The 26,749-nt window shown below is 64.6% G+C and carries 28 protein-coding genes; 17 read left to right on the forward strand and 11 right to left on the reverse strand.

What is annotated here, in order from left to right; all coding sequences use genetic code 11:
• Nucleotides 1–106: 106 nt before the first annotated feature.
• From A4R29_RS28110 to A4R29_RS28120, 3 genes are all read right to left on the reverse strand, one after another.
• A complete protein-coding gene (locus tag A4R29_RS28110) occupies nt 107–1,075 on the reverse strand; it encodes a YihY/virulence factor BrkB family protein (protein WP_244506875.1) in 969 nt (322 codons plus the stop codon).
• 114 nt (nt 1,076–1,189) lie between these two features.
• Nucleotides 1,190–1,912 carry a response regulator transcription factor gene (locus A4R29_RS28115; protein WP_063173332.1) on the reverse strand — a complete coding sequence of 241 codons (723 nt, stop codon included), beginning with the start codon at nt 1,910–1,912 and terminating at the stop codon, nt 1,190–1,192.
• The gene (locus A4R29_RS28120) at nt 1,912–3,192 is read right to left on the reverse strand and encodes a sensor histidine kinase (protein ID WP_063173333.1); all 1,281 of its coding nucleotides are present in this window, start codon (nt 3,190–3,192) and stop codon (nt 1,912–1,914) included. Before A4R29_RS28120 ends, A4R29_RS28115 begins: the two co-directional genes overlap by 1 nt.
• A gap of 323 nt (nt 3,193–3,515) precedes the next feature.
• On the opposite strand from A4R29_RS28120, the gene A4R29_RS28125 reads away from it, so the two are divergent.
• The 8 genes from A4R29_RS28125 to A4R29_RS28160 all read left to right on the forward strand — a co-directional run bounded on the left by A4R29_RS28125 (nt 3,516) and on the right by A4R29_RS28160 (nt 12,891).
• A complete protein-coding gene (locus A4R29_RS28125; protein ID WP_063173334.1) occupies nt 3,516–5,948 on the forward strand; it encodes a glucan 1,4-alpha-glucosidase in 2,433 nt (810 codons plus the stop codon).
• 34 nt (nt 5,949–5,982) lie between these two features.
• Complete coding sequence (gene gnd, locus A4R29_RS28130; protein ID WP_013528920.1) at nt 5,983–6,996, forward strand: phosphogluconate dehydrogenase (NAD(+)-dependent, decarboxylating); 1,014 nt, start codon at nt 5,983–5,985, stop codon at nt 6,994–6,996.
• A gap of 22 nt (nt 6,997–7,018) precedes the next feature.
• Entirely contained in the window at nt 7,019–8,395 is a 1,377-nt protein-coding gene (gene zwf / locus A4R29_RS28135; RefSeq protein WP_063169510.1) for a glucose-6-phosphate dehydrogenase, read from the forward strand.
• Between the two features lie 13 nt (nt 8,396–8,408).
• Complete coding sequence (locus A4R29_RS28140; RefSeq protein WP_013528918.1) at nt 8,409–9,128, forward strand: ROK family protein; 720 nt, start codon at nt 8,409–8,411, stop codon at nt 9,126–9,128.
• Between the two features lie 216 nt (nt 9,129–9,344).
• Complete coding sequence (locus tag A4R29_RS28145) at nt 9,345–9,806, forward strand: Ros/MucR family transcriptional regulator (RefSeq protein WP_013528917.1); 462 nt, start codon at nt 9,345–9,347, stop codon at nt 9,804–9,806.
• Nucleotides 9,807–10,029: 223 nt separating this feature from the next.
• Entirely contained in the window at nt 10,030–11,130 is a 1,101-nt protein-coding gene (locus A4R29_RS28150; RefSeq protein WP_063173335.1) for a pyridoxal phosphate-dependent aminotransferase, read from the forward strand.
• A gap of 162 nt (nt 11,131–11,292) precedes the next feature.
• Nucleotides 11,293–12,531, forward strand: a complete 1,239-nt coding sequence (locus A4R29_RS28155; protein ID WP_063169513.1) for an MFS transporter — start codon at nt 11,293–11,295, stop codon at nt 12,529–12,531.
• Nucleotides 12,532–12,582: 51 nt separating this feature from the next.
• On the forward strand, nt 12,583–12,891 hold the full coding sequence (locus tag A4R29_RS28160; RefSeq protein WP_024503037.1) for an NIPSNAP family protein: 309 nt from the start codon (nt 12,583–12,585) through the stop codon (nt 12,889–12,891).
• 100 nt (nt 12,892–12,991) lie between these two features.
• On the opposite strand, the gene A4R29_RS28165 is transcribed toward A4R29_RS28160, so the two are convergent.
• From A4R29_RS28165 to hemC, 6 genes are all read right to left on the reverse strand, one after another.
• Complete coding sequence (locus tag A4R29_RS28165) at nt 12,992–13,705, reverse strand: glutamine amidotransferase (RefSeq protein WP_063173336.1); 714 nt, start codon at nt 13,703–13,705, stop codon at nt 12,992–12,994.
• Nucleotides 13,706–13,720: 15 nt separating this feature from the next.
• Nucleotides 13,721–14,200 carry a tellurite resistance TerB family protein gene (locus A4R29_RS28170; RefSeq protein WP_013528912.1) on the reverse strand — a complete coding sequence of 160 codons (480 nt, stop codon included), beginning with the start codon at nt 14,198–14,200 and terminating at the stop codon, nt 13,721–13,723.
• Between the two features lie 36 nt (nt 14,201–14,236).
• A complete protein-coding gene (locus tag A4R29_RS28175) occupies nt 14,237–15,841 on the reverse strand; it encodes a heme biosynthesis protein HemY (protein WP_063173337.1) in 1,605 nt (534 codons plus the stop codon).
• A 10-nt stretch (nt 15,842–15,851) separates the two neighbouring features.
• Nucleotides 15,852–17,324: a COG4223 family protein gene (locus A4R29_RS28180; protein ID WP_063173338.1), complete on the reverse strand. Its 1,473-nt coding sequence runs from the start codon at nt 17,322–17,324 to the stop codon at nt 15,852–15,854.
• 109 nt (nt 17,325–17,433) lie between these two features.
• On the reverse strand, nt 17,434–18,150 hold the full coding sequence (locus A4R29_RS28185; protein WP_063173339.1) for a uroporphyrinogen-III synthase: 717 nt from the start codon (nt 18,148–18,150) through the stop codon (nt 17,434–17,436).
• 1 nt (nt 18,151) lies between these two features.
• Entirely contained in the window at nt 18,152–19,078 is a 927-nt protein-coding gene (gene hemC, locus A4R29_RS28190) for a hydroxymethylbilane synthase (protein ID WP_024503042.1), read from the reverse strand.
• 101 nt (nt 19,079–19,179) lie between these two features.
• On the opposite strand from hemC, the gene tsaD reads away from it, so the two are divergent.
• From tsaD to A4R29_RS28220, 6 genes are read left to right on the forward strand one after another with little or no spacing between them, the layout of a single operon-like run.
• On the forward strand, nt 19,180–20,265 hold the full coding sequence (gene tsaD / locus A4R29_RS28195) for a tRNA (adenosine(37)-N6)-threonylcarbamoyltransferase complex transferase subunit TsaD (RefSeq protein WP_174299077.1): 1,086 nt from the start codon (nt 19,180–19,182) through the stop codon (nt 20,263–20,265).
• Nucleotides 20,262–21,284 (forward strand): NAD(P)H-dependent glycerol-3-phosphate dehydrogenase, encoded by a 1,023-nt coding sequence (locus A4R29_RS28200; protein ID WP_063173340.1) that lies wholly within the window; start codon nt 20,262–20,264, stop codon nt 21,282–21,284. Before tsaD ends, A4R29_RS28200 begins: the two co-directional genes overlap by 4 nt.
• A gap of 31 nt (nt 21,285–21,315) precedes the next feature.
• Nucleotides 21,316–21,612: a YciI-like protein gene (locus A4R29_RS28205; protein WP_013528905.1), complete on the forward strand. Its 297-nt coding sequence runs from the start codon at nt 21,316–21,318 to the stop codon at nt 21,610–21,612.
• A 38-nt stretch (nt 21,613–21,650) separates the two neighbouring features.
• Nucleotides 21,651–22,076 (forward strand): EVE domain-containing protein, encoded by a 426-nt coding sequence (locus A4R29_RS28210; protein ID WP_063173341.1) that lies wholly within the window; start codon nt 21,651–21,653, stop codon nt 22,074–22,076.
• Complete coding sequence (locus tag A4R29_RS28215) at nt 22,031–22,729, forward strand: class I SAM-dependent methyltransferase (RefSeq protein ID WP_174564970.1); 699 nt, start codon at nt 22,031–22,033, stop codon at nt 22,727–22,729. The genes A4R29_RS28210 and A4R29_RS28215 overlap by 46 nt, the downstream gene beginning before the upstream one ends.
• Before the next feature lie 51 nt (nt 22,730–22,780).
• Nucleotides 22,781–23,197 carry a DUF1761 domain-containing protein gene (locus A4R29_RS28220; RefSeq protein WP_063173342.1) on the forward strand — a complete coding sequence of 139 codons (417 nt, stop codon included), beginning with the start codon at nt 22,781–22,783 and terminating at the stop codon, nt 23,195–23,197.
• A 146-nt stretch (nt 23,198–23,343) separates the two neighbouring features.
• Here A4R29_RS28220 and gcvA read toward each other — a convergent pair whose 3' ends face one another.
• Nucleotides 23,344–24,279, reverse strand: coding sequence for a transcriptional regulator GcvA (gene gcvA / locus A4R29_RS28225; RefSeq protein ID WP_013528901.1), 936 nt, complete (start codon nt 24,277–24,279; stop codon nt 23,344–23,346).
• A 130-nt stretch (nt 24,280–24,409) separates the two neighbouring features.
• On the opposite strand from gcvA, the gene A4R29_RS28230 reads away from it, so the two are divergent.
• Nucleotides 24,410–24,676, forward strand: coding sequence for a hypothetical protein (locus A4R29_RS28230; RefSeq protein ID WP_063173343.1), 267 nt, complete (start codon nt 24,410–24,412; stop codon nt 24,674–24,676).
• Between the two features lie 128 nt (nt 24,677–24,804).
• Here the strand turns inward: A4R29_RS28230 and A4R29_RS28235 are convergent, their stop codons facing one another.
• Complete coding sequence (locus A4R29_RS28235; protein WP_174299076.1) at nt 24,805–25,341, reverse strand: L,D-transpeptidase family protein; 537 nt, start codon at nt 25,339–25,341, stop codon at nt 24,805–24,807.
• Between the two features lie 144 nt (nt 25,342–25,485).
• Between A4R29_RS28235 and A4R29_RS28240 the strand changes: the two genes are divergently transcribed.
• The gene (locus A4R29_RS28240; protein WP_013528898.1) at nt 25,486–26,169 is read left to right on the forward strand and encodes a response regulator transcription factor; all 684 of its coding nucleotides are present in this window, start codon (nt 25,486–25,488) and stop codon (nt 26,167–26,169) included.
• Nucleotides 26,170–26,290: 121 nt separating this feature from the next.
• On the forward strand, nt 26,291–26,746 hold the full coding sequence (locus A4R29_RS28245) for a Crp/Fnr family transcriptional regulator (protein ID WP_063173345.1): 456 nt from the start codon (nt 26,291–26,293) through the stop codon (nt 26,744–26,746).
• The last annotated feature ends 3 nt before the right edge of the window (nt 26,747–26,749 follow it).

The following is a 26,749-nucleotide window of genomic DNA, read 5'->3' on the forward strand; positions in this document are numbered from 1 at the left end:
GCGTAGGCGCGGTACCGACGAGCCGATACGGGTCAAAGCGCACGGGCGACTGTGCATTTGCACAGTCGCCCGTGCCTATCGAGCGTAGAATACCGGCGACGTCAGATCAGGGCCGGCGAACACTTCGCAAAAGCGCGGTCAAGGTTGCGCTCGCGCACGCCACCGCCACGAGCACGACAACGCCGGCAGAGTTGGATTTTTGCCCTGCGCGAAATGAGTCGTGCTGCGCGCGCAGAGGGCTGTGAACCAAGGTTTTCAGATCGGACCGGCTGCCGTGGCGAACGGAATAGGCGCGCGTGAACTCGGCACCGAGGAGGAAAATCTCCGACGAGTAGTAAACCCAGAGCAATATCACGAGCAGTCCGCCGGCGGCGCCATACGACGACGCAATCGCGCTGGTGCCGATATACCAGCCGATAAGCGATTTTCCCAATGTGAACAGGGCCGCGGTCCCGACAGCGCCAATTGCCACATCGCGCCATTCCAGGGTTCGATCGGGCAAAACCTTGTAAATGGCGGCAAACATCACGGCGATAAGCGCAAACGAAACGACGCCGTTGATCCCGCTGAGTATGATCGTTCCGAACGGCAGATGGGCGTTGATGAAAGCGCCCAGTGCCGAAATCGCGGCGCTTGCGATGAGAGAGACCAGCAACAGGAACCCGAGTGCGGCCACCAACCCCAGACTGGCGGCCCGTGCCCTCACCAGACGCGACAGGGAATTGCCTTGCGGTTCGATCTTCCAGATTGTGTTCAACGACTGCTGCATTTCGCCGAAGACGCCAGACGCGGCCACCAGCAAGGTGACCAGCCCTATGATCGCGGCCCAGGTGCCGTACAGCCTGCCGGATGCACTTTCCAGCGCAGTCTTGAGGAGATCGGCGCTTTCCGGTCCCATCAGCCCTGATATCTGCGCGGACAAGGCCAATTGTGCGGCATCGTGGCCGAAGACGAGACCAGCAATCGCAACCACGATCAGCAAGATCGGCGCCAGCGAGGTGGCGGCATAAAAGGCCATCGCCGCACCATGGCTGAGCGCATTGTCGTCGATGAAACCGACGACGCTTTCGCGCACCAGGTGCCATGAATCTGCAAATGAGGGTCGCACTTCGGCACCGCAGGCGTTGAGTTGGCGTTCACTAGCAATGCACCGGACCTTCCGATGTTCCGGCTTGTGGCCGCCGCTGTTTCAGTGCTCCGCCAGCCAGGCATCGAGCCGGTCCTGTTCGCGGCGCAGTGCGTCGATGTTGATCAGGCCGCGCGCCATGGCGAGATAGATCGCCCGCGTCCGCGAGTTGAACACGGAAACATCGCCGGTGCCGTCCTCCGCCGGCACGATGCCGAGCTTGTCGTAGCAGTGCTTGATGCGGCTCTGCGCACCACGGATCGACAGGCCGCGACGTGCCGCGATCGCCCGGTCGGTCAGGCCGAGCGCGATGTCGATCAGGCTTTCATATTCGCCGTCGGTGATGCCCTCGAACTTGTCCTGAACGCGATGCTGGATGCCGCGGATCTCGCGGTCGATGATGCAGTGGCCTTCGCGGAAAACCCCGCGCAGGGCGGACCGCATGCCTTCCTCCGTTGCCGATTTCAGCACATAACCGTAGACAGAGCCGGGCGGGACGATGCGCGCCACGCCGCGCACATAGGCTTCGTCGGCGAAATTCGACCAGAACAGGATGTGCGTGCCGGCGCGGCGGTTCCAGATCGCCCTGGCAACTTCGATTCCCGTCGCCTTCGGCATCTGCAAATCGAGCACGACATGCAGTGGCTCGCGCTCAGTCGCCAGGTTGATGGCGTCCTCGCCGTCGCTCGCTTCGATCACCTCGACGTCACCGGGCCACAATTGCTCCACCGTCCGCCGCGCGAAGCTACGGTGCAGCCCGTCATTCTCGGCGATCATCACAAGCATCACATGGCCTCCGATACGGCGAGTTCGCCAGGCATTGTTGCAGCCGCCGCCAGTTCCCGTGATGGCTGGCGGTCGATCTCGACGACGACGCGGGTGCCGCCGTTCTTGCGGCCGGCCTGGCCGATGCGCAGCCGCGCCCCGATAAGGGCTGCCCGCGTGTGCATATGGCCGATGCCGCCATACGCGGCCGGGTCAACGGCGCCGCAGCCCTGGCCGTCATCCGTCACGATCACCCGCAGCACGCTCGCGGTCGACGCCAGCAGCACGTCGATGCGGTGCGGCGCGGCATGGCGAACGGCATTGTTGATCGCTTCCTGCACGATCCGGTAGAGCGCGGTCCGCACTGGCTCCGACAGGGTGTCGGCGCCGCCGTCGCTGGTGTCGGCGATGCGCACGGCGATCGGCGGCTTGGCCCTGGCGACGCTGCGGTTGAGATGCGCCTCGACCGCATCGCGCAGGCCGAACAGTTCAAGCACGCTCGGCCGCATGTCGTCGACGATGTGGCGCAGTTCCGTCAGGCAGCCGGCGACCTCCTTTTCGAGATCGGCAAGCTGTGCTGCCCGCGCCACGCCCTGGCCGCGAAGGGCCGAGAGCTGGCGCGCGATCCGGGCGAGATCGGCAAGCGTCTGGTCGTGCAGGTCCATGGCCATGCGCCGGCGTTCGCGCTCCATGCCTTCGGTCAATTGCGAGGCGCCGACGCGCAGCAGCTCGACGCGATTTCGCGCCTCGCTCTCGGCCAGCATGGCGCGGCGCGCCTCCTCGGTCTGGATCAGCGCGAAGATGTAGGGCGCGATCAGGTCGGCGCATTGTTGCGCGACCGCGACATCGGCAAGCGTGTAGCAGTCGACCTCGTGCCGGCTGATGTTGAGCGCGCCGATGATGCCGCCGCGCGCCCTGAGCGGCACGACGATGCGGCTGCGCAGCCTGGCGGCGAAGATCGGACCATCGATAGCGGTGGCGAAATGGAACCGCTCGTCGCTCAGCGCGTCGTCGGCGAGCAGATAGGGGACTTCGCCCCACAGCACCGAGCGGATCGGGCTGACTTCGGTCGGCAGCGGATGCTGGGCAAGCTCGCTCCAGCTGGTGTGGAAGCCGGCTTCGTAACAGGCGTGCCGGCGCCCATCATGCGACAGCACCGCCAGATCCATGTGGTCGTGCGGGATGAGCGAGCCGATCTCGATGGCTGTCGCGCGGAACGCCGTGCCGGGATCGATATGGCCGGCAAGCGCCCGCGATATCGCCAGCAACCGGTCGATCAGGACCAGGGACACTTCCGCCATTGCTTTCACGATCCTCCCGTGCCGGGAAATAGTGGACGCATGCCGCCGCCGCTGTCAACGACGGCGCCTTTGGTCATAGGAATTTTTTCTTGACTCGGTGAGCTCAGCTATGGTACATTTTCGTCCACGGTGCTGATTTGCGCCGGTGACCCGCCGCACTGGCGGGTTTTTCGTTTGCTGCTCCGTCAGCGCAGACGAAAGCTCCGAAGAAACCCGTTAGCCCTAGTTCGTTGCCCTGCCGTCGGCGCCGATCAACTTGCGGTGCAATGATTGTAAAGGGTTCGCGTCCTGGTCTAGGGAGGAGGCCAGGAGACCGAAACAGAATGCCAGTGACGCAAAACGTTGCTCCGGGCGCCCCGGGAATTCCGGCGCGCTGGACGTCAAGCGCCAAGAGCGGCGTCGGAACGTCGCTTTCGCCGGCCGGCCGGATCTGGTTCACGATCAGCCACGGCATCCTCAACGAAATCTACTATTCGCGCGTCGACAGTGCCTGCACCCGCGACCTCGGCCTGATCGTCACCGGCGCCGCCGGCTATTTCTCGGAAGAGAAGCGCGATGCCACGCACAGCATCGAACCGTTCGAGGACGGCGTACCCGCCTACCGGCTGGTCAACACGGCGAACGACGGCGCCTGGCGGATCGAAAAGCGCATCCTCGCCGATCCGGCGCGCCCGGCGCTGCTGCAGGAAATCACCTTCACGGCGCTGAGGGGCGCCGCTGACGATTATCGCGTCTACGCGCTTCTGGCGCCGCATCTGGTCAATGCCGGCATGGGCAACACCGCCTGGGTCGGCGAACACGAGGGAAAGCCCGTGCTGTTCGCCTCGGGGCGCGGCTCCTGCCTGGCGCTGGCCTCGTCGCTGCCCTGGCGGACCGGTTCGGCCGGCTATGTCGGTTTTTCCGACGGTTGGCAGCAACTGCACAACACAGGCGAGCTCGATGCTGCATACCAGCGGGCCGAGGACGGCAATGTCGCGCTGACCGGCGAGATCGGCTTTTCCGCGGCCAGGACCAAGGCTTTGCTGGCGCTGGGATTTGGCGCGACGCCCGAGGAGGCTGCGGAACATGCTTTCGCCAGCCTGAAGCAGGGTTTTGAACCCGCGGCGAAATCCTACCTCCAGAACTGGCGCAACTGGCAAAAGGGCCTGCTGCCGCTCGACCGGCACGCGGTGCCCGGGATCAACTTCTATCGCGTCTCGACGGCGGCACTGGCGACGCACCGGTCGATCGCCACACCGGGCGCCGCGGTCGCCAGCCTGTCGATCCCGTGGGGCTTCGACAAGGGCGACGACGACCTCGGCGGCTACCATCTGGTCTGGCCGCGCGATCTGGTCGAGACGGCCGGCGGCTTTCTTGCTGCCGGCGACGCCGCCTCGGCGTTGCAAATCCTCGACTATCTCGGCTCCATCCAGCAGCCGGACGGCCACTGGCCGCAGAACGCCTGGCTCGACGGATCGGCCTATTGGCCCGGCATCCAGATGGACGAATGCGCCTTTCCGCTGCTGCTGGCCGAAGCTTTGCACCGCGCCGGCCATTTGCCGCACGCCAGGCTCGCAGTCTTTCTGCCGATGATCGAGCGCGCCGCCGGGTTCGTCGTGCGCAACGGGCCGGTCACCGGCGAGGACCGCTGGGAAGAGGATGCCGGCTACAGCCCGTTCACGCTCGCCGTCGAAATCGCCGCACTGCTTGCCGCAGCCGACCTGCTCGACGCCTGTGGCAAGCCGGACGCGGCGACCTATCTGCGCGAGACATCAGACGTCTGGAACGACCAGGTCGAGCGCTGGACCTACGTCACCGGCACGGCGATCTGCGGTCAAGTCGGCGTCGACGGCTACTATGTCCGCATCGCGCCGCCCGACAGCGCCTCGGCCGGTTCGCCGAAGGACGGCTATGTCCCGATCAAGAACCGGCCGCCCGGCGACACCGACCGGCCGGCCGAGCAAATCGTCAGTCCGGATGCGCTTGCACTTGTCCGCTTCGGTCTGCGGGCGGCCGACGACCCGCGCATGACAGACACGGTCAAGGTCATCGACGCGCAATTGCGCTGCGATCTGCCGCAAGGGCCGCTCTGGTACCGCTACAACGGCGACGGCTATGGCGAGCATGAAGATGGCGCACCTTTCGACGGCACCGGCCAGGGTCGCCCCTGGCCGCTGCTGGCCGGCGAACGCGCCCACTATGAGCTGGCGGCCGGGCGTAGGGAAAAGGCAGCCAGCCTGCTGGCAGCGCTGGAAGGCTCGGCCGGACCGGGCGGCCTGTTGCCGGAGCAGGTCTGGGACGGCGCCGATATGCCGGAGCGCGAACTGCTGCACGGCCGCCCCTCGGGCAGCGCCATGCCGCTGGTCTGGGCGCATTCGGAGCATATCAAGCTGTTGCGCTCGCTGCGCGACGGCGCGGTCTTCGACATGCCGCCGCAAGGCGTCAAGCGCTATATCGAGGACAAGACCGTATCGCCGTTCAGAACATGGCGGTTCAACAACAAGATCCGCACGGTCCCGGCCGGCAAGACGTTGCGCGTCGAACTGTTGGCCCCGGCTACAGTCCATTGGAGCACCGACAACTGGGCGACCGCCCACGACAGCCAGACGGTGGAGAACGATTTCGGCATCCATCTTGCCGATCTGCCCGTCTCTGGCCTTCCCAAGGGAAGCACGCTGACCTTCACTTTTTTCTGGCCCGGGGCCGGCGATTGGGAGAATGTCGACTTCTCCGTCATCTCAGGCGACCAGGACAGCCAGCAGACCTTCCCTCGATAACCCCGCAAATCTCCTAGAAAACAGGGACGAAACCATGCAGATCGGAATGATGGGACTGGGCCGGATGGGCGCCAACATGGTCCGGCGCCTGATGCGCGACGGCCACGAATGCGTCGTCTACGACATCAACCCGGCCAGCGTCGCGGCCCTGGTGACCGACGGCGCGGCAGGGGCGGCCTCGATGGAAGAATTCATCGGCAAGCTGGCCAAGCCGCGCTGTGTGTGGCTGATGCTGCCGGCGGCGATCACCGGCAGGATCATCGACCAGGTGGCGGCCCTGATGGAGCCCGGCGACATCGTCATCGACGGCGGCAATTCCTATTATCACGACGCCGTCGACCAGGCCGCGAAACTGGCCGGCAAGGGCATCCATCTTGTCGATGTCGGCACCAGCGGCGGCGTCTGGGGCCTGGAGCGTGGCTACTGCCTGATGATCGGCGGTCCCGACGTGGCGGTGCAGCACCTCGATTCGATCTTCGCCACGCTGGCACCGGGCGCCGATGCCGGCTCCAATCCGTCCAGGGATGCCGGGACCGCGCCCTTCGGCTATCTGCATTGCGGACCGAGCGGCGCCGGCCACTTCGTCAAGATGGTGCACAACGGCATCGAGTATGGCGTCATGGCCGCCTATGCCGAAGGCATGAACATCCTGAAGTCGGCCAATGCCGGCAAGCGGCAACGGACGGCGGACGCCGAGACCAGCCCGCTGGAAAACCCGCAATACTACCAGTTCGACATCGACCTCCCCCAGGTGGCCGAGGTCTGGCGGCATGGCAGCGTTATCGGCTCCTGGCTGCTCGACCTGACGGCCGGCGCCTTGAAAAGCGATCCGGGCCTGGTGAATTTCGGCGGCCGCGTCTCGGATTCCGGCGAAGGCCGCTGGACGCTGAAGGCGGCGATCGACACCGGCGTACCGGCTCCGGTGCTGTCCTCGGCGCTGTTCGACCGCTTCTCCTCGCAGGGCGAATCCGAATTCGCCGACAAGCTGCTCTCCGCCATGCGCTATGCCTTTGGCGGCCATGTCGAGAAGCCGAAGGCCGGCAAGTGAGGACAGCGGGGGAGACACGCGCATGAGCCAGGAACGGTCCGACACGCTGGTGCTCTTCGGGGCCACCGGCGACCTCGCCCACAAGAAGATATTTCCAGCCCTTTACCAGATGGTCGCCAAGGGCACGCTTACCGAACCGGTGATCGGCGTCGCCTTCGATGCCTGGGACCTCAAGCAATTGCAGGCGCGCGCGCGTGACGGCATCGTCAATGCGCTCGGCAAGATCGACGAAAAAGCCTTCGCCAAATTTGCCTCGCTGCTGCGCTACGTCAGCGGCGACTACCGTGACGGAGCGACGTTCGAGAAACTGAAGAGCGCGCTCGGCACCGCACAGCGACCGCTGCATTACATGGCGGTGCCGCCGACCATGTTCGAGACCGTCGTCCAGGGGCTGGAGCAGTCGGGCACCGCGCATGGCGCGCGGCTGATGGTGGAAAAGCCCTTCGGTCACGATCTGCAATCGGCGCGCTGGCTGAACCGGGTCCTGCATCTGGTGTTCGACGAGCAGTCGATCTTCCGCATCGACCACTACCTGGGCAAGGAAGCGATCCAGAACCTGCTCTATTTCCGCTTCGCCAATTCCCTCCTCGAGCCGATCTGGAACCGCAATTACGTCGAGAGCGTGCAGATCACCATGGCCGAGGATTTCGGCGTCGAGGGACGTGGCCGCTTCTATGACGATGTCGGCTGCATCAGGGACGTCATCGAGAACCATCTGCTCAACATCCTGTTGCTGCTTGCCATGGAGCCGCCTGTCGGCCGCTCCGCCGACGATCTGATCGACGAGAAGGTGCAGGTGCTGCGCGCGATCAGGACGCTGACCAAAGACGATGTCGTGCGCGGCCAGTTCACCGGCTATCTCACTGAACCCGGCGTCGCGCCGAACTCGCCCGTCGAGACCTTCGCGGCGGTGCGTTTCTTCGTCGACACCTGGCGCTGGCAGGACGTGCCGTTTTTCATCCGCGCCGGCAAGAACATGCCGGTGCATGTCACCGAAGTGGTGGTGCGGCTGAAGCGGCCACCGCTCGATGTCTTCGATCCGATCAAGCCCGCCGACCAGAACTACGTCCGCTTCCGCATCGACCCACAGGTGGTGATCGCCATCGGAGCACAGCGCAAGGCGCCGGGCGACGACATGATCGGCGAGCAGGTCGAACTGACGGCGCTCGACGACTCGAAGGGCGACATGCCGCCCTATGAACGCTTAATAGGCGACGCCATGAACGGCAACGGCCAGCTGTTCACCCGCCAGGACGCCAGCGAACTGGCCTGGCGCATCGTCGGCCCGGTGCTTGGCGACACCACGCCGCCGCACCTCTACGAGCCGCTCACATGGGGACCGGCGGACGTCATGGCCGGGTTCGGGCCACCCAATGGCTGGATCGATCCGGTGAAGTGAGAGGAACCACGCGATGGCCAAGGCAGTGAAGCAACCAGCATCGGGCACCGAGACGCCAGATGCTGAAAAGATCGTGCTCACGATCGACATCGGCGGCTCGCACGTCAAGATCCTCACCAGCGCCGGCGGCGCGGAGCGCCGCGCCGATTCGGGGCCGGGGCTGACGCCGCAACAGATGATCGATACCGTGAAGAAGCTCGCCGAAGGCCTGTCCTACGACGTCGTCTCGATGGGCTATCCCGGTCCGGTCAACCACAACAGGCCGCTCGCCGACCCCGCCAATCTCGGCAAGGGCTGGGCTGGATTCGACTTTGCGGGCGCGTTCGGCAAACCGGTGAAAGTGGTCAATGACGCGCTGATGCAGGCCATCGGCAGCTACGAGGGCGGGCGCATGCTGTTCCTCGGGCTCGGCACCGGGCTCGGTGCGGCGATGATTGCCGACAACGTCGCCCAACCGATGGAACTCGCGCATCTGCCCTACAAGAAGGGCAAGAGCTTCGAGGATTATGTCGGCGAACGCGGCCTGGAAAAGCGCGGCAAGAAGAAATGGCGCAAATACGTCTTCGACGTCGTCGACCGGCTCCGTGCCGCCATGCAGCCTGACTATGTCGTCATTGGCGGCGGCAACGTCGACAAGCTCGATGAATTGCCCGCCGACTCCAGGCGCGGCGACAACACACGCGCCTTCGAAGGCGGGTTTCGTTTGTGGCGCGACAAAGCGCTGATAGTCTGATACTGTTATTGTTTAATATAGTTGTTCAAAATAACGTGTGACCTGCCATCAAGTCGTTGCAATACGCAGATTTGCCGACTAGGAATTCCGCGCTACAACAACGCCAATTCGTCCCGTGGACGCACGAAGGACGCCATAGCATTTTGATTTCGCGCATGATCCTTTCCGGAAGTCGAATCCGATTTTCAGGTCATTCGCTGTAGACGGAGAAATAGAGTGACCGACGATAGCAACAGTGCCCGTAAAGACATCGATCTGCTCGAGCTGACCGCCCACATCGTGTCCGCTTACGTCGAGAAGAACCGCTTGCCCGCCTCCGGCCTGGCCGACCTCATCGCCAGCGTCAGCGCCTCGATAAGCGGGCTCGGCAAGCCTGCGGTCCCGGTGGCTGCCCCACTGGTCCCGGCGGTCAATCCCAAGAAGTCGGTGACGCCCGATTTCATCATCTGCCTCGAAGACGGCAAGAAGTTCAAATCGCTGAAGCGTCACATCGGTGTGCATTTCGGCCTGACGCCGGACGCCTATCGCGCCAAATGGGGCTTGCCGTCGGACTATCCGATGGTCGCCCCCAACTACGCGGCCTCGCGTTCGCTGCTGGCGAAGTCGATCGGCCTCGGCCGCAAGGCCGCCCCCGTCAAGGCGCCCGCCAAGGGCAGGAAGGCCAAGGCCTCGGCCTGAACATTCAGTCCTGAGCCAACAGTTAGGACGACTGGAACAGAAGCCTGCCGGCGAATTCGCCTTGGCAGGCTTCCTATTTTTATGGCTTGGATAGGTGGACGGGTTCCTAGAGCAATTCCAGGAAAAGTGCGAAACGGTTTTCCGTCCGGAATTGCGTAAAATCTAGGAGTTAGAGCGGGTCGCCGTTTCCGTGAAACGGTGAACTGCTCTCGGGGAGCGAGCCATGAACTACACCAGGATGGTGATCGAGAAAGAGGCACCGGAAGAATACGGCTACGATCGTATCCGCTTCAATCTTTCGGAAAGCTCGATCGCCGACCAGAAGCTCTCCGACATCGGCCTGTCGCTGCCCGATCTCACGCTTTTCTATGGCGAGCATCGCGGCGACAAGCAGTTGCGTGCACTGATATCGGCGCAGGATGCCGGCATTTCGCCGGATGATGTCCTGGTCACCGCCGGTGCCGCCGGCGCGCTGTTCATCATCTCGACCTCGCTTTTGTCGGCCAACGACCATCTCGTCGTCATCCGGCCCAACTACGCCACCAACATCGAAACCCCAAGGGCGATCGGCTGCGCCATCAGCTTTGTCGACCTGGCCTTCGAGGAAGGCTTCGCCATCGACGTCGAACGCGTCAAGGCCGCGATTCGGCCGGACACGAAGCTGATCAGCGTCACCTGCCCGCACAACCCGACCGGCACGATGATGAGCCGAGCCGAGCTCGATGCGCTGGTGGCCCTTGCCGAAAGCAGCGACTGCCGTCTGCTGGTCGACGAGACCTATCGCGACCTCTCCTACGGCAGGCGGCTGCCGACGGCTGCCTCACTGAGCCCGAAGGCGATCAGCGTCTCGTCATTGTCCAAGGCCTTCGGCATTCCCGGCATCCGCATCGGCTGGCTGATCACCAGGGATGCGGTGCTTCAGGAAAAATTCCTCGCCGCAAAGGAGCAGATCGGCATCTGCGGCAGCGTCATCGACGAAGGCATTGCCCGCGGCATGCTCGAGCGCCGGGATGCCTTCCTGGCGACACTGCTGCCCGAAATGGCCAAGCGCCGCGACATCGTCCAGGCCTGGATCGACCGCGAACCGCTGGTCGACTGGATCAGGCCCGAAGGCGGTGTCGTCGGCTTCCCGCGCCTCGATATCGAACCCGGCTTCGACCTCGACCGGTTCTATGCGAACCTGCTGGAGAACCATGGAACCTATGTCGGACCCGGCCACTGGTTCGAGATGGAAAAACGCTTCTTCCGCGTCGGCTTCGGCTGGCCGACGGAAGCCGAATTGCGCGGCGGCCTCGACGCCATCTCCGTCGCGCTGCGGCAGTAACTTCCGCGTGCCGGCGATGGAGCAGGCTGAAAATTCCTTGATCCAGCACTGATTCTGACGCATATCCGCGGCGAACTGAGCTAAAAGTTCCGCCAGCCGGACCAGCGCCCATCGTGGAAGTGCCCCGCCAGCTGACGCCACTGCAATGGGGCCTCTTAAATCATGACCGCCGAACAGATATCACCGGACCAGCGCTATGCCGCGTTCCGCCACCGCTCCTTCCTGAGTTATTGGGCGGCGCGTTTCCTCACCACATTCGCCACCATGATCGTGTCCGTCGCGGTCGGCTGGCAGATGTATGATTTGACCCGCGACCCGCTCGATCTCGGCCTGGTCGGCATCGTCCAGTTCCTGCCGTCGCTGCTTCTGGTGCTGGTCACCGGTGTCGCCGCCGACCGCTTCGGCCGCCGCCTGATCATGGCGCTGGCGGTCGTGGTGGAGGCGATGTGCGCGCTGGCGCTGCTGTTCCTGGCGCTGCGCGGCATCAGCGGGCCGCTGCCGATCTTCTGCGTGCTTGCCATGTTCGGCGTCGCCCGCGCCTTCTTCGGTCCGGCCTCGGCCTCGCTGTTCGCCAATCTGGTGCCGCCTCAGGATTTCGCCAACGCCATCGCCTGGAATTCATCGGCCTGGCAGACGGCGACCATCGTCGGACCCGTCGCCGGCGGCCTGCTCTACGGCGTGTCGCCGGAAGCGGCCTACGGAACCGCCGCTGTCCTGATGCTTGTGTCCGGGCTGCTGATCTTCACCATCCCGAAGCCGTCGCAGCGCACCGAGTCGGACAAGCCGACGATGCAGCACCTGCTCGGCGGGTTCAGCTATATCTGGAGCGAGAAGATCGTGCTCGGCGCCATCTCGCTCGATCTGTTCGCCGTGCTCCTGTCCGGCGCCTCGGCGCTGCTGCCGGTCTATGCGCGCGACATCCTCCAGCTCGGCCCGTGGGGCCTCGGCCTGCTGCGCTCGGCGCCCAGCATCGGCGCCATTTGCGTCGCCATCTGGCTGGCCGGGCATCCACTTCGCAACCACGCGGGCATGATCATGCTGGCCGCTGCAGCCTCGTTCGGCGCCTTCACCGTGGTTTTCGGCCTGTCGACCATCACCTGGCTGTCGATCGTGGCATTGGTCTTCCTTGGCGCCACCGATATGTTCAGCGTCTACATCAGGGAGACGCTGATCCAGCTGTGGACGCCCGACGAGGTGCGCGGCCGCGTCAACGCCGTCAACCAGGTCTTTGTCGGCGCCTCCAACGAGGTCGGCGAATTCCGGGCCGGCACGATGGCCGCGCTGATCGGCACGGTGCCGGCCGTGGTGATCGGCGGCATCGGCGCCATCGCCGTCGCGGGCCTGTGGGTGGTGCTGTTCCCGCAACTGCGCAAGGTGCGCCACCTCAACGGGCGCAACTGATCTTCCCACGGTTGACAGCCGACATGCCTAGCCCATGCCACAGGAGCTCTCATGATCACTTGCTACCTGAAATACGTCATCGACCCCTACAAGCTTGCCGAGTTCGAAGATTATGGTCGTCGCTGGATAGCTCTGGTCAACCGCCTCGGCGGAAACCATCACGGCTATTTCCTTCCAAGCGAAGGGGCGAGCAACATCGCCTATGCCATGTTCAGCTTTCCGAGTCTTGCCGACTACGAGGACTATCGCAAACGGATGGCTGCCGACCCGGAATGCCAGGAAGTGTTCGAAATGGAAAAACGCAATCGCAGCATTCTCAGCTACGAGCGCAGCTTCCTGCGGCCGGTGCTCGAACCTTAATGCATGTCGCCCAAAAGTGGCCCCGGTTTTGGGAGAACGACATGCATGAAGACAAAGACCTAAAGCGGGTCGCCTGAAATCCGTTCAGACGACGGTTTAGCTATCTGCTCGGCTTGCCGAAGACCATCCGCAAAAACTCGTCCAGCCAGCGCTTGAGATGCATGTCCCAGATCAGCCGGCCGCCGAGATGATCGCGGCCGGGCTGGGCACCGGGCAATTCGAAGCGATGCGCGCCGCGCACCACCCAGCGCTGCATCATCACCCTGGTCAGTTCGCCATGGAACTGGATGCCCCAGGCATTGTTGCCGTAGCGGAAGGCCTGGTTGGGATAGGTTTCGGCCGTCGCCAGCAGCGTCGCGTCCCTGGGCAACGAAAAACCCTCGCGGTGGAACTGGTAGACCATCTCCGGCCAGTGCATCAGTTGCTTGCCGGCTTCGGTCGCCTTCAGGGGATACCAGCCAACCTCGACCAGCCCTTCACCATGACCCTCGACCTTGCCGCCGAGACAGTTGACCAGCATCTGCGCGCCGAGACAGATGCCGAGACATGGCCGGTTCTCCCTCAGCGGTATTTCCAGCCAGTTGGTCTCGCGGCGGACGAACTCGTCGTCGTCATTGGCGCTCATCGGGCCGCCGAACACCACCGTGCCGGCGTGGTCGTCCAGTGTTTCGGGCAAGGCGTCGCCAAGCGGCGGCCGGCGGATGTCGAGATCGAAACCTTCTTCCAGCAACATGTGGCCGACACGTCCCGGGCTCGAACTCTCCTGATGCAGCACGATCAGGATCTTTGGCTTCGAACTCGTCTGGCGTGGCATGGGAAGGCGAAGATCCTATTCGTCGCTCGATGTTCCGGTGGCGCCGGGCGCGTGCGCCGCCGCCTTGCGGCGCGCCTCGACGCGGTCGTGGCGTTCGACGCCGATCAGCTCGGCGACGCGCCAGACGGTGTTGTCCTCGAGCTCGTGCAACTCGCCGTCGGCATAGACGATTTCCCACATCAGGCCGATGAAAGCCTTGCGCGCATCGGCATCGAGATGGCGCTTCAAGACGCTGGTGAAGGCGTAGAGATCGATCGCCTCATTGTCGGCCCGCTCGCCGGCAGCGGCCAACGCTTCGAGTTCCGCGCCACTGATCGAATAGCTCTCGGCCAGCACCGCCTTGAACCGCTCCCACTCGACATCCTGGCGCACGCCATCGGCGTTCATCACATGGTAGAGCAGCGCCGAGGCGGCGACACGCGGATCGTCCGTGCTGGCATGCGTGCCGGCACCGGCCGGCAAATCCCTGAGAAACGACAGAACGCGTTCAAACATAGATCCATACCCCAACGGCCTGACGGCCTGCCCAACTCAAAACAACCGAAACCGGCGCGGCGATTTCTCCGCTTCCTCGTCCGGATCGACGCCGGGATCGTCCGGCAGCCGCGCAAGCTCCTCGGCCGGCTCGACGCCTTCGGCATCGCTCGGCACCGCGGCGAAGGCCGCTGCCGTGATTGGCCTGACATGATCTTCTTCGCGACTTTCAGCTTGCTTGCCCGCCGACGTCTCGCCACCGGCGTCGTCGATCACTTCGATCGGCCTTTTTTCGCTCGTCGGCTTTGCCAATGCTTCAATAACCGGTGCCGCACCCGCTGGCGCGTCATCATGGCTGTCGATCAACTGGCCAAGACGCTCCATCGGCGCGCGCCACTCGAAGGCGTCGAGCCGGCCGGTGATCGGCGATACCGGAGCCCAGCGTTCCGATACCACGCCGTCTGCGACCCAGGCCGGATCGCGCGGCGCCCGCAGCGCCCTGGACAGCAGCTGCCGAACTTTGCCCTGATCGCCGGTCTCGGCCTCCTCGATGTCGGCGAGCAGCAGATAGGCGCCCTCGCGACGGTCCATCCGGATCGCCGCCTCGGCCTCGCGGCGGGCGGTCGCGAAATCCTGCGCGTCGAGCGCGGCGCGCGCCACCGTCATCGACGATTCGGCGTGGTTCTTCTTCATCTCCTGCAGCTTCTTCGCCCGGTTGAGGCGGTCGAGCACCGCGTCGCCCGGCCTTGCATGGGTATAGAGCTCGGCGATCTCCGGATGCGGCTCGGCCTTCCAAGCCGCCTCGAGGATCTTCGAGCCCTTGCGCACATCGTTCTGCTTGAACAGCGCGGCCGCAGCGGCCACGGCGGCGGGCGCAAAGTCGGGCCTGAGCTTGTTGGCCTCGATCGCGGCCGTCCTGGCGGCGGCGGGATCGCTGTCGGCAAGCGCCTGCGCCTTGGCGGTCAGCAGCACGGCGCGGCGGCGGTTGGCGGCATCGCGTTCGATCTGCCGTGTCGCTTTCTGCGCGTCGACGAGTTTCAGGGCGCCGTCCCAGTCGCCGCGCGCGGTCAGCTCTTCCAGCGTCGATTCCGCCGCCCAGGCCAGTTGCGGCGCCACAGCGGCGGCGCGGCCGGCATAATGCCTGGCGGCGTTGCGGTCGCCGAGCCGTTCGGCTTCCAGATAGAGCCCGCGCAAACCCAGCAGCCGCATTTCGGGATCGTCGAGCATGCTCTCGAATTTCTGCCGCGCGCCTTCATGATCGCCTTCGAGCAGCGACGCCTGCGCTTCGAGCAGATGGATCAGCGGCTCCTGGTCGGAACGGATCAGCTTGGCGGCTTCCTTGGTCTTCTTGCGGGCCAGCGCGCCATCACCGGCGCCGGCGGCAATCATGCCGGTCGACAGCGCCTGATAGCCACGATCGCGGCGGCGGACACGGAAATAGCGCGAGATGGTGTAGGGGCTGTTCCACAGCGCCTTGAGCAGCCACCACAGGATCATCACCGCAGCGACCACGGCAACGACAGCCACCGCCGCCACCATCAGACTGACCTGGTATTGATAGCCGTTGAAAGTGACGACCATGTCGCCCGGCCGGTCGGCCAGCCAGGCAAAGCCCAGCCCGAGCGCGAAAACGACGATGAGGAAGGCGAGCAGGCGGATCATTGTGTTGCCCTCATGCCTTCATCGCGCCCGAGATCAGCGCATCGACCTGGGTTTCGACCTCGATGCGCGCCTTCAGCTTGCCGGCAAAGTCGGCGCCCGCGGCCTTGGCGGCCTCGGGCAGCGTTTCATACTCGCTGAGTGCCTTGGCGTAGTCGCCCTGGTTGACCGCCGCCTCCATGCGCGCGACGGTTTCCGGTGCGCCGGCGCCTTCGACGGCGCCGATCGGCCTGACCTTGACCAGCGATTGCGCGCTCGACAGAAGGCTCTGAACGAAGCCGGCATTCTCATCGACAGGCGTCGCGGCCGTGACCATGGCATTGGCGGCGGCATCAGCCTGCGATGCGATCTCGGCGCGGGTTGGAACGCCCTTTTCGGCATAGGGGCGCAGTGCCGCAAGCTGCGGCGCATCAGGCGAAATCGCGGCGAGGGTTTCGAGTTCGGCCGAAAACGGCCCGCCACGCTCAAGCGCCGCCTTCAAGGCCGACGCCGCGATGGCAAGCGCGATCTTCGGCTGTCCCGCCGCCGCCTCGACCTTGCCGGACAGCTGCGACACAGACTGCTCCAGCGCTTTCAGCCGGCCATCCTGCGCGGTCGCCGCCTCGCCGGCCGACTTCACCTGCGCGTCGAGGCCTGCCAGTTTTTCGGTGAGCGGACCAAGATCGACCGGCGCCGAGCTGCCCGCCTTGCCGAGGGCGGCGACCGCCGTCTCGATCTGCGCGACCTTGTCGCCCAGTGCGGTGACGCCGGCCGCGTCGCCTGCTCCACCTTTCTCGACAGCCGATTTCAGCGCCGCGACATCAGCCTTGACCTGCTCCAGGCCCGAGGACAGCCCGACCATCTTCGCCGCTGCATCGCCATTGCCGCCGGCGTCCTTCAAGCCGGCGATTTCGGTCTTCAGCGAGGCGATGTCGCCATTGACGCCATCGAGCGGGACGCCGGCACCGGAACCCGGCGCGCCGAGCAGGCCGGCAAATTGCAGCCCGCCGGCGCCGACCAGCGCGATGACGCCGCCGATGATGCCGGCGGCGATGCCGTTGAGGCCGCCACGCTTTTCAGGGGCTGGCGCCATTTTCTCGTCCTGTGTCTCGGCTTTTGCCTTGTTGCCGTCGGTCTGCGCTGCCGACGCGTCGTCGAAACTGTAGTCGAAGGTTTTGGCGCGGTTGGGCGGCGCATCCGAACCGGGATAAGGCAGCTCTGGCTCGGCGGCTTTGGCTCCGCCATCCGCCGGCGCTTGCCCTTCCGCACCTGCGGCGCCATCGGCATGCTCCCAGGGCTCGAGATCGGTCTGGTCGGCATGAACCGGCTCTTCGGGAACCTCGGGCTGCGAAGCGTTCGCTGCTTCCTCGGCCTTCGCCTCGTCTGTCTGCGCCTCCTGCGTGGCGGCGTCCTCGTCGGCGATGCGTGAGACGGCGCCCGGCTCGAGATCGATGGTCACCGGCTCGCGGCGGCTTTTCGAGTGTCGCATCTTCGGCGTCTTGACCATGCCTGGGCTCCGCACATTCGCTTCGTCTCAACGCCTGGCGGCGCATGATGGTTCAGAAAGGGTCTAGCACATCACCAAGCGGTGAAAAGGGGCGGTGTGATGACGCGGCTCAGCGCGGCGCCTGCAAAAGTGCCAGCAATGCCTCCTCGTCAGGTTGCGCGGCAATGCGGATCCTTTCGCTGGCGGCATCGTCGAAGGCTGCGGCGATCCGCGTGGAAAGCGCAAAAACCCATGTTTTTTCGAAGAGACCGCGCAGAGCGGGCCGTCTTGCCAAGGTCTGCATCGCCGCCGCCGCCTTGGCTGAATAGAGCAATACCGCGTCGGCAGGTTGCCCCGACAGGCGTTCGAGGATGACTTCGTCCGGATAACCCACTGTCAGCGTGTCATAGGTCTCGACGGCGTGGACCCGAACGCCCGCCGTCCCGAGCCTCTGTTCGAACGCCGGAAACCGCACGCGCCCACACAGGTAGACAATCGTCTTTCCAGAAAAATCGGCGGCGAGAACGTCGGCCAGCGCCTCGGCATCGCCCGGGCCTTCACTGACCGACAAAAACCCCGCTTTGCGGGCAGCTTCCGCAGTCCGCCTACCGACGGCATGACAAGGCAAGGCGGCGAGCGTCGCGATGATTTCTTCCGGCGCATGGCGCATGGCATTGGCGCTTGTGACGGCCACCGCGACGGCATCGTCCGGGATCAGTCCGGCAGCGGCGGGCAACGCCTTTGTTTCGGTCAGGGGCAAAAGAACCGGCTGGAAACCTGCCTCCTCCAGCCGATGCGCTGTGCGCGAAGCACCCGGTTCCGGCCTGGTCACCAGGACGCGAAGCATTTCAGAGCCAGCCGTCGAAGAACTTTTCGCCGGCCCTGGCGCGCACGCTCCGGGCCGCTTCGCCGCCGATGCGGGCGGCGTCTTGCGCCGATCCCTGCAGCTCGACCGTGTGCGACTGCGTGCCGTCGGGCGAGATGATCAGCCCGGCAAAAGACAGCTTTCCGGCCTCGATCGCCGCATAGCCGGCGATCGGCGTGCGGCAGGAGCCATCGAGCGCCGCTAGGAAGGCACGCTCGCAGGCCAACGCCTGGCCGGTCGGCACATCATGAACGGCCGCCAGCATCTTTTCGACATCGCGGTCGCCGATACGAGTTTCGATGCCGATCGCGCCTTGCCCCGGCGCCGGCGGGAAGACATCGAGCGGTATCAGGTCGGTGACGACATGCTCGAGCCCAAGCCGCTTCAGCCCGGCATAGGCCAGGATCGTGCCGGCGGCGACGCCTTCGTCGAGCTTGCGCAGCCGCGTCTGCACATTGCCGCGGAACATCACCACGTCGAGATCCGGCCGCATCCGGCGGATCAGCGCTTGCCGCCGCAGCGACGACGAGCCGACTTTCGCCCCGCGCGGCAGTTCGGCGATCGTCTTCGCCGCTTTGCCGACAAAGGCGTCGCGTGCGTCCTCGCGCGGCAGGAAGGCCGACAGTTCGAGGCCGTCGGGCAGTTGCGTCGGCATGTCTTTCGACGAATGCACGGCGATGTCGATCCGGCCGGCCAGCAGCGCCTCCTCGATCTCCTTGGTGAACAGGCCCTTGCCGCCGGCTTCCGACAGCGGCCGGTCCTGGATGCGGTCGCCGCTGGTCGAGATGACGACCACCTCGAACGCCTCCGCCGGCATGCCATGCGCGGCCATCAGCCGCGCCTGCGTTTCATGCGCCTGCGCCAGCGCCAGCGGGCTGCCGCGTGTTCCGATTCTCAAGATTGTTTGCATGGCGCGCAGTCCGTGATAACCCCCCGGCAAGCGAGGCTTTTCCGGGGTTCTCCTAACGGGGAAAGCCCCATGATACAATCTTTAGGGACAGCGACGAATTGATCCGCGTGCTGGGCATAGAGACGAGTTGTGACGAGACCGCCGCCAGCGTGGTGGCCATCGACGGCGACGCCGCGCCAAAAATCCTGTCCAACATCGTGCTCAGCCAGATCGAGGAACATGCCGCTTTCGGCGGTGTCGTGCCGGAAATCGCCGCGCGCGCCCATGTTGAGGCGCTGGACGGCATCATCGAGGCGGCGCTTGCCGATTCGGGCACGGCACTAGCCGATATCGACGCGATTGCCGCCACCGCCGGCCCCGGCCTGGTCGGCGGGCTGATCGTCGGGCTGATGACCGCCAAGGCAATCGCCGCGGCGGCGAACAAGCCGCTGATCGCCATCAATCACCTCGAAGGCCATGCGCTGACCGCAAGGCTGACCGACGGGCTCGACTTTCCCTATCTCTTGCTGCTGGTCTCCGGCGGCCATACGCAAATCGTCGCCGTGCGGGGTGTCGGCGACTACCAGCGCTGGGCAACGACCATCGACGACGCGCTCGGCGAAGCCTTCGACAAGACGGCCAAGATGCTTGGCCTGCCCTATCCCGGCGGACCGAATGTCGAAAAGGCGGCACAGGCCGGCAACGCCTCGCGCTTTGCCTTTCCGCGTCCGATGAAGGGCTCGGCCCAGCCCGACTTCTCCTTCTCCGGCCTCAAGACCGCCGTGCGCCAGGCGGCGAGCGCCATTGCGCCGCTGAGCGACCAGGACGTCGCCGACATCTGCGCCTCGTTCCAGGCAGCCGTAGCCGATGCTCTGGCCGACCGCGTTTCTCGCGCGCTGACGCGCTTTCGCGAGACATTTCCCGGCACTAGGAACCCAGCCCTCGTCGTTGCCGGCGGTGTCGCCGCCAACCGCACGATCAAGGCCATGCTGGAGCGGCTCTGCGCCGAGACCGGCTTCACCTTCATTGCGCCGCCACTGAAACTTTGCACCGACAATGCGGCGATGATCGCCTGGGCCGGCATCGAGCGGCTGCGCGAGGGCATGGCGCAGGAGAACGGCTTCGATTTCGTGCCGCGCTCGCGCTGGCCGCTGGACAGCATCTCGGCGCCGATGGTCGGCTCCGGCCGGCGCGGAGCCAAGGCATGAACGAGGTGGCAATGAGCGGCAACGACACCGCGCCAAGCGGCTGGCGCGTTGCCGTGCTCGGCGGCGGTGCCTGGGGCACTGCCTTGGCCTTGGCCATGCTGCGCGCCGGCCATTTCGTCCGCCTTTACGCGCGCGATCCGGAGACCGTCGCCGCGATCGACCGCGGCGAAAATCCACGCTACCTGCCGGGCATTACGCTCCAGCCCGGCATCGTGGCGACGAGCAACATCCAGGCCACGCTCGACGGTGCCGATTGCGTGCTGGCGGTGACGCCGGCGCAGTCGCTGCGGGCGACGCTGGCGGCCGCGAAGGACCATATGCCGGCCGGTATCCCGCTGGTTCTGTGTGCCAAGGGCATCGAAAGCGAGACTGGCGCGTTGCTATCGGCGATTGTCGAAGAAATCCTGCCGCTCAATCCGGTTGCTGTTTTGTCGGGCCCGAGCTTCGCCACCGACGTCGCCCGCGGCCTGCCGACGGCCGTTGTGGTCGCCGCCCGCGACGAGGCATTGGCCGCCGATCTCGCCGCCCGCTTTTCCGCCGAAAATCTGCGCTGCTATTCGAACGACGACCTGATCGGCGTCGAGATCGGCGGCGCCTTGAAGAACGTCTTTGCCATTGCCGCAGGTGCCGTCACTGGGGCGGGTCTCGGCGCCAGCGCCCAGGCCGCCATGGTGACGCGCGGCTTTGTCGAATTGCGCCGCATCGGCGCTGCCTTCGGCGCCAGGCCCGAAACGCTGATGGGGCTTTCCGGCCTTGGCGACCTGCTGCTGACCTGCTCGTCCACCCAGTCGCGCAATTTCGCCTATGGGTTGGCGCTCGGGCAAGGCAAGCCACTTGCCGGATTGCCGCTGGCAGAAGGCGTGCCGACGGCGGCGATCGCAGCCCGCATTGCCACCGAGCGCAACATCGACGCGCCGATCATTGCCGCCGTCGCCGCCATACTGGATGGCACCATCACCGTCCGGCAGGCCGTGACGGCGTTGATGACCCGGCCGCTGAAGACCGAAACCAACGATTGATCCCCACGACTTTGAACGATCAGGAGAAAAAATGCTGTTTGCTGTGATTTGCAAGGATAAGCCCGGAAGCCTGCAGGTGCGCCTCGACACGCGGCCCGAGCATGTTGCCTTTCTCGAGGGGTTGAACGGCGACAAGAAGCTGGCATTCGCCGGTCCGTTCCTTGACACTGAAGGCAAGTCCAATGGCAGCCTCGTGGTCGTCGAAGCGCCCGACCTGGCTGGCGCCCAGGCTCTGTCGGCCGCCGACCCCTACGCCAAGGCCGGGCTGTTCGAAAGCGTCGAAATCCGCCCGTGGAACTGGACGTTCAACAAGCCGGCGGCTAGTTAAATCCCGGTCGCCAGCGCGACTCCAAGGAGGAGAAAGACATGAACTACTGGCTGTTCAAATCCGAGCCATTCAAGTTCTCCTTCGAGATGCTGAAGGCCAAGGGCAAGGCCGGCACGCAATGGGACGGCGTGCGCAACTACGCGGCGCGCAACAACATGAAGGCGATGCAGATCGGCGATCTCGGCTTCTTCTACCACTCCAACGAGGGGCTGAACATCGTCGGCATCGCTGAAGTCTGCGCGCTTGCCCATCCCGACACCACGTCGGACGATCCGCGCTGGGAATGCGTCGACATCCGCGCCGTAAGGGATGTACCGAACCCGCCGACGCTGGAACAGGTGAAGGCCAATCCCAGGCTTGCCGACATGGCGCTGGTGCGGCTCGGACGGCTTTCCGTGCAGCCGGTGACGCCGGCCGAATGGAAGGAAGTCTGCCGCATGGGCGGCTTGACGCCGGCTCCGTGACGGCGCTCACGCCCAACAGTGCCAAACAGTTCATTCTCGACAACACGGCGCTGATGGCGCCGCCGCACGTGCCGGAGATCCTGCTTCATCTTGCCGACGAAGCGCATGACCTGTGGCAGCGGACCGAGGAAGAGCTGGTCGAAATCGGCCTGCCGCCGCCCTTCTGGGCTTTCGCCTGGGCCGGCGGCCAGGGCCTTGCCCGCTATGTCCTGGACAATTCCGGCACGGTGCGTGGCAAGCACGTGCTCGACTTCGCTTCCGGCTCCGGCCTTGTCGCCATCGCCGCTGCCAAGGCCGGTGCCGCCAAGGTGATCGCCTCCGACATCGACCCGTTCTGCGCCACCGCGATCCGGCTCAACAGCGAGATCAACGGTATCGGGACCGAATTCCTCGGCACGGATTGCATCGGCACCGATGCAGGTTGGGACGTGGTCCTGGCCGGTGATGTTTTCTATGACAAATCTTTCGCTGACCGGCTGGTGCCATGGTTCGCAACGCTGAAGGCGCGCGGCGCCGAAATCCTTGTCGGCGATCCCGGCCGGTCGTATCTGCCGAAGACAAGGCTGGAGCCGCTTGCGGTCTATGAAGTGGCCGTCACGCGGGCGCTGGAGGATGCGCTGGTCAAGCGCACGACCGTCTGGCGGTTCGCTTGACGCGATCGCCGAACAGGCGTTCCATAACATCCAGATCAGAGGGGCGAGCTCATGGATTTTTCAGCAGTGAACTGGCTGGCGGTGGTCGCTGCCGCAATCGTGGCGTGGCTGTTCGGCGCCGCCTGGTACATGAGCCTGAGCAAGCCGTGGCTGAAGGCCGCCAAGCTCGATCCGGCCACGATGAAGAAGTCGCCGCTGCCCTTCGTCGTCAGCTTCATCGCCGAACTGGTCATGGCCACCATAATGGCCCTGGTCGTCGGCGCGATGACCGGCGGCGAGCCGACATGGCTCGCCGGACTTGTCTTCGGCTTCGTGCTCTGGCTGGGTTTCGTCGCCACGACGCTCTCGGTCAACCATCGCTACGAGAATTTCGGCTGGGACCTGACCCTCATCGACGGCGGCCACTGGCTCGGCGTGCTGCTGATCATCGGCGCCGTCATCGGCTGGTTCGGCGCGGTGGCAAGCTGAGTCAAGAAGGGAGTAGGGCAGTAAGGCAGTAGGGGAATAGGGGGCAGACGGCACCGACGCCTATCCCTACTGCCCTACTGCCCTACTGCCCTACTGCCCTACTGCCCTACTGCCCTACTGCCCTACTGCCCTACTGCCCTACTGCCCTACTGCCCTTTATCCGTGGTCCGCGTCTTGGCGACTTCCTCTAGCATCCATTCGCGAAAGGCGACGATGCGTGGATCGTCGGCGGTATTTTCGGGATAGACCAGGAAATAGGCGAACTCGGGCGCCACCCGCAGGCCGAGTTCGAAAGGCTGCACCAGCCTGCCCTGGGAAAGGTCGTTCGCCACCATGGCGAAATCGGCGAGCGCGACGGCATTGCCGTCGAGCGCTGCCTGGACGGCATCCGTGGAATTTCCGAACACGACTGTCCGGCTGTCGTCGAAATCATTGATGCCGGCCGCCGCCATCCACATCCGCCAGTTCGGCCACGTCACGCCTTGCCGCGACCATTCGATATGCGCAAGCGTATGGTTGAAAAGATCGCGCGGCTCGCGCAGCGGCGGACCGGACGTCAAAAGGCTCGGGCTGCACACCGGAATGAGGATGTTGTCGAACAGCCGGTGGGTGCGAAGGCCCGGATATTTGCCGGCGCCAAAACGGATGCCGACATCGATGTCGTCAAGTTCGAAATCCCGCACTTCATAGGCAATGTCGAATCGCAACTCGATATCGGGGTGACGCTTGCGAAAATCGTCGACGCGTCGCATCAGCCATTTTGACGCGAACTGCGCGTCGAGCGTTACCTTCAAAAGAGCGGTGCCGCGCGTCAGCTTTTGCGCCCGCGAAACAGCCCGGCCAAGCAGGTCGAGCGCGTCCGCCGAGGCGTCGAACAGCACCGTTCCCGCCTCGGTGAGCCGGATGGTGCGGCTGGTGCGCGTGAACAGCACCAGCCCGAGCTGATCCTCGATTTCCTTGATCTGATGGCTGACGGCGGCCGGTGTCAGCCCAAGCTCGTCGGCGGCACGGGTGAAATTGAGGTGCCGGGCCGCCGCCTCCAGCGTCCTCAAGGCACGAGTCCCAGGCAGAAGACGAGCCATCCTATCCTCAAAGAAAACTTGATGATCGAGAGAAAACTACTCGTTTCCTACAGAGATTTCAATCTGGCATGATCTGTCCATCGAAACATCATCAAGCCGGATTTGATATTCGGGGAGAACGGAGCACACCATGTCCATCATCGTTTTGAATTCGTCCGCACATCGTCCGAACTGGCTGGCCGAAACCCTCGACTGGTTGCGTCACGCCCGGGTCGCGATACGCCTCCCCCGCCGCGATACTGCCTACCAGAACATCGAGGATCTCTCCGACCGCCAACTGCGCGATATCGGCGGCGCGCGCCGTGATGTCGCTCGCGCAATGGACAAGGAGCTTGGCCGGCTGGGCCTGCTCGACATCGGCTGGCAGAGACCTGGCCGTAGGGGAATAGGGGAATAGGGGAATAGGGGAATAGGGGAATAGGGGAATAGGGGAATAGGGGAATAGGGGAATAGGGGAATAGGAAAAACTACGGCCGCGCCGAGCTTGTCCCTACTCCCCTACTCCCCTACTCCCCTACTCCCCTACTATCTTACCACCCTCACCACCGTCCGGTCCGACAGCAGCGGCAGCAGCCGCGCCATGGTTTGCGCCGTGACAGCCACACAGCCTTGCGTCGGCGTGAAGCCGGGGCGCGCCAGATGGAAGAAGATGGCGCTGCCGCGTCCGCGCCGGCGCGGCGACAGGTTCCAGTCGAGCACCAGGCAGGCGTCGTAGAGCCTGTCGTCGCGCCGCATGCGTTCGTGGCTGGCGCCATAGGGAATCCTGACCGGCCTGTTGTAGTTGCGGTCGTCAGGCACTTCGCACCAGCCCAGATCGGGCCCGATCGGCGTCATCGCCAGCCGGGTCCTGCGGCCGCTGGAGAACTGATCCCCCCGGAAATACCCCGACAGGATCCGCATCGCGGCCAGCGGCGTGGCGCCATCGCCTTCGCGCTTGTGGGCCGAGATGCCACCGCGCCCCAGCGCACAGGCAAACACCGTTTTCCCGGCCTGCAGCAGGCCCTGGCTTGGATGCCCAGGCCTCGCCCGCACGGTCAGCACACGCAGCCCTTTTCGCAAAATTGCGCCGGCTGCATTGCGATCGTGTTTTTTCTTGTATGATCGTGCCACGGAACAAATCACTGTGAACGGCTGTTACGCCGGTCAGCTTCCGCATAAACAGGCAGCGGTCAACTGAATTTTCTTTTCAAAACAACGGATTGATCCATGACTTCACGCACCATACTGATCGTCGACGACGATGACGACCTGCGCGGCACGCTGGTCGAGCAATTATCCCTTTACGAGGAATTCGACGTGCTGCAGGAATCGACTGCGGCAAAAGGTGTCGCCGCAGCGCGCGGCGGCCTCATCGATCTGCTCATCATGGATGTCGGGCTGCCCGACATGGATGGCCGCGAAGCGGTGAAGATCCTGCGCAAGGGCGGCTACAAGGCACCCATCATCATGCTGACCGGTCACGACACCGATTCGGATACGATTCTTGGTCTCGAGGCCGGCGCCAACGACTATGTGACGAAGCCGTTCCGCTTCGCCGTGCTGCTGGCGCGCATTCGGGCGCAGTTGCGCCAGCATGAGCAGAGCGAGGATGCCACCTTCTCGGTCGGGCCCTATACTTTCAAGCCCAGCCAGAAACTGCTGCTCGACCCGCGCGGCGGCAAGGTGCGGCTGACGGAGAAGGAGGCCTCGATCATCAAATATCTGTATCGCGCCGACCAGAAGGTGGTGACGCGCGACGTGCTGCTCGAGGAGGTGTGGGGCTACAATTCCGGCGTCACCACGCACACGCTGGAAACCCATGTCTACCGGCTGCGCCAGAAGATCGAGCGCGATCCTTCCAATGCGGAAATTCTTGTGACAGAAAGCGGCGGCTACAAGCTGGTTCCTTAAACATTTTCATTATCCAATGAGCGGCCGGGCGGGGCCGCTTTCGGGTACGATCCAGTTGGAGGGTGGTTTGGATCGAACTCGCAGAGGAGGAGTCGGACTGTCGGTTCGGGGACATAGCTAGATGGCGCTGGATGACGACATCCGCGTTCTGTCCGCCGTGAGGCTCTTCGAGGGCTTCACGCAGGAACAACTGCGCCTGCTCGCCTTTGGCGCCGAGAACACCAGGCTGATTGCCAACCACAAGCTTTATCGCGAGGACGACGAGGCCGATTCCGCCTATATCGTTGTCAGCGGGCGCATCGTGCTCTACCGGGAGCAGAATGGTGAACGCATCCCGATTGGCACGGCAGGCCCCGGCACGATCCTGAGCGAACTGGCATTGATCGCCGACACCAACCGGTTGACCAGCGCCTCGGCCGAGATCGATTCGGAAGTGATGCGGCTCAGCCGCAAGATGTTCCACCGCATCCTGGAGGAATACCCCGAGGTCGCGGTCAAGCTGCACCAGCGCATCTCCGAGGAATTTCAGGCGATGATCCGCCGCATCGAGGAACTGGCGCCACGCTTTTCCGGCTGAGGC

The sequence above is a fragment of the Mesorhizobium ciceri biovar biserrulae genome (genome assembly GCF_001618845.1).
Classification (GTDB): Bacteria; Pseudomonadota; Alphaproteobacteria; order Rhizobiales; family Rhizobiaceae; genus Mesorhizobium; species Mesorhizobium ciceri.

What these genes read in the sequence shown, in the direction of transcription:
- A4R29_RS28220 (WP_063173342.1), top strand. Translation starts at nt 22,781, where the DNA reads ATGGATTTTTCAGCAGTGAACTGGCTGGCGGTGGTCGCTGCCGCAATC.
- gcvA (WP_013528901.1), bottom strand. Translation starts at nt 24,279, where the DNA reads ATGGCTCGTCTTCTGCCTGGGACTCGTGCCTTGAGGACGCTGGAGGCG.
- A4R29_RS28200 (WP_063173340.1), top strand. Translation starts at nt 20,262, where the DNA reads ATGAACGAGGTGGCAATGAGCGGCAACGACACCGCGCCAAGCGGCTGG.
- A4R29_RS28175 (WP_063173337.1), bottom strand. Translation starts at nt 15,841, where the DNA reads ATGATCCGCCTGCTCGCCTTCCTCATCGTCGTTTTCGCGCTCGGGCTG.
- A4R29_RS28185 (WP_063173339.1), bottom strand. Translation starts at nt 18,150, where the DNA reads ATGCTTCGCGTCCTGGTGACCAGGCCGGAACCGGGTGCTTCGCGCACA.
- A4R29_RS28205 (WP_013528905.1), top strand. Translation starts at nt 21,316, where the DNA reads ATGCTGTTTGCTGTGATTTGCAAGGATAAGCCCGGAAGCCTGCAGGTG.
- A4R29_RS28125 (WP_063173334.1), top strand. Translation starts at nt 3,516, where the DNA reads ATGCCAGTGACGCAAAACGTTGCTCCGGGCGCCCCGGGAATTCCGGCG.
- A4R29_RS28160 (WP_024503037.1), top strand. Translation starts at nt 12,583, where the DNA reads ATGATCACTTGCTACCTGAAATACGTCATCGACCCCTACAAGCTTGCC.
- A4R29_RS28230 (WP_063173343.1), top strand. Translation starts at nt 24,410, where the DNA reads ATGTCCATCATCGTTTTGAATTCGTCCGCACATCGTCCGAACTGGCTG.
- A4R29_RS28165 (WP_063173336.1), bottom strand. Translation starts at nt 13,705, where the DNA reads ATGCCACGCCAGACGAGTTCGAAGCCAAAGATCCTGATCGTGCTGCAT.
- A4R29_RS28170 (WP_013528912.1), bottom strand. Translation starts at nt 14,200, where the DNA reads ATGTTTGAACGCGTTCTGTCGTTTCTCAGGGATTTGCCGGCCGGTGCC.
- A4R29_RS28120 (WP_063173333.1), bottom strand. Translation starts at nt 3,192, where the DNA reads ATGGCGGAAGTGTCCCTGGTCCTGATCGACCGGTTGCTGGCGATATCG.
- A4R29_RS28210 (WP_063173341.1), top strand. Translation starts at nt 21,651, where the DNA reads ATGAACTACTGGCTGTTCAAATCCGAGCCATTCAAGTTCTCCTTCGAG.
- gnd (WP_013528920.1), top strand. Translation starts at nt 5,983, where the DNA reads ATGCAGATCGGAATGATGGGACTGGGCCGGATGGGCGCCAACATGGTC.
- A4R29_RS28115 (WP_063173332.1), bottom strand. Translation starts at nt 1,912, where the DNA reads ATGCTTGTGATGATCGCCGAGAATGACGGGCTGCACCGTAGCTTCGCG.
- A4R29_RS28150 (WP_063173335.1), top strand. Translation starts at nt 10,030, where the DNA reads ATGAACTACACCAGGATGGTGATCGAGAAAGAGGCACCGGAAGAATAC.
- A4R29_RS28240 (WP_013528898.1), top strand. Translation starts at nt 25,486, where the DNA reads ATGACTTCACGCACCATACTGATCGTCGACGACGATGACGACCTGCGC.
- A4R29_RS28140 (WP_013528918.1), top strand. Translation starts at nt 8,409, where the DNA reads ATGGCCAAGGCAGTGAAGCAACCAGCATCGGGCACCGAGACGCCAGAT.
- A4R29_RS28245 (WP_063173345.1), top strand. Translation starts at nt 26,291, where the DNA reads ATGGCGCTGGATGACGACATCCGCGTTCTGTCCGCCGTGAGGCTCTTC.
- A4R29_RS28215 (WP_174564970.1), top strand. Translation starts at nt 22,031, where the DNA reads ATGGAAGGAAGTCTGCCGCATGGGCGGCTTGACGCCGGCTCCGTGACG.
- zwf (WP_063169510.1), top strand. Translation starts at nt 7,019, where the DNA reads ATGAGCCAGGAACGGTCCGACACGCTGGTGCTCTTCGGGGCCACCGGC.
- A4R29_RS28155 (WP_063169513.1), top strand. Translation starts at nt 11,293, where the DNA reads ATGACCGCCGAACAGATATCACCGGACCAGCGCTATGCCGCGTTCCGC.
- A4R29_RS28180 (WP_063173338.1), bottom strand. Translation starts at nt 17,324, where the DNA reads ATGGTCAAGACGCCGAAGATGCGACACTCGAAAAGCCGCCGCGAGCCG.
- hemC (WP_024503042.1), bottom strand. Translation starts at nt 19,078, where the DNA reads ATGCAAACAATCTTGAGAATCGGAACACGCGGCAGCCCGCTGGCGCTG.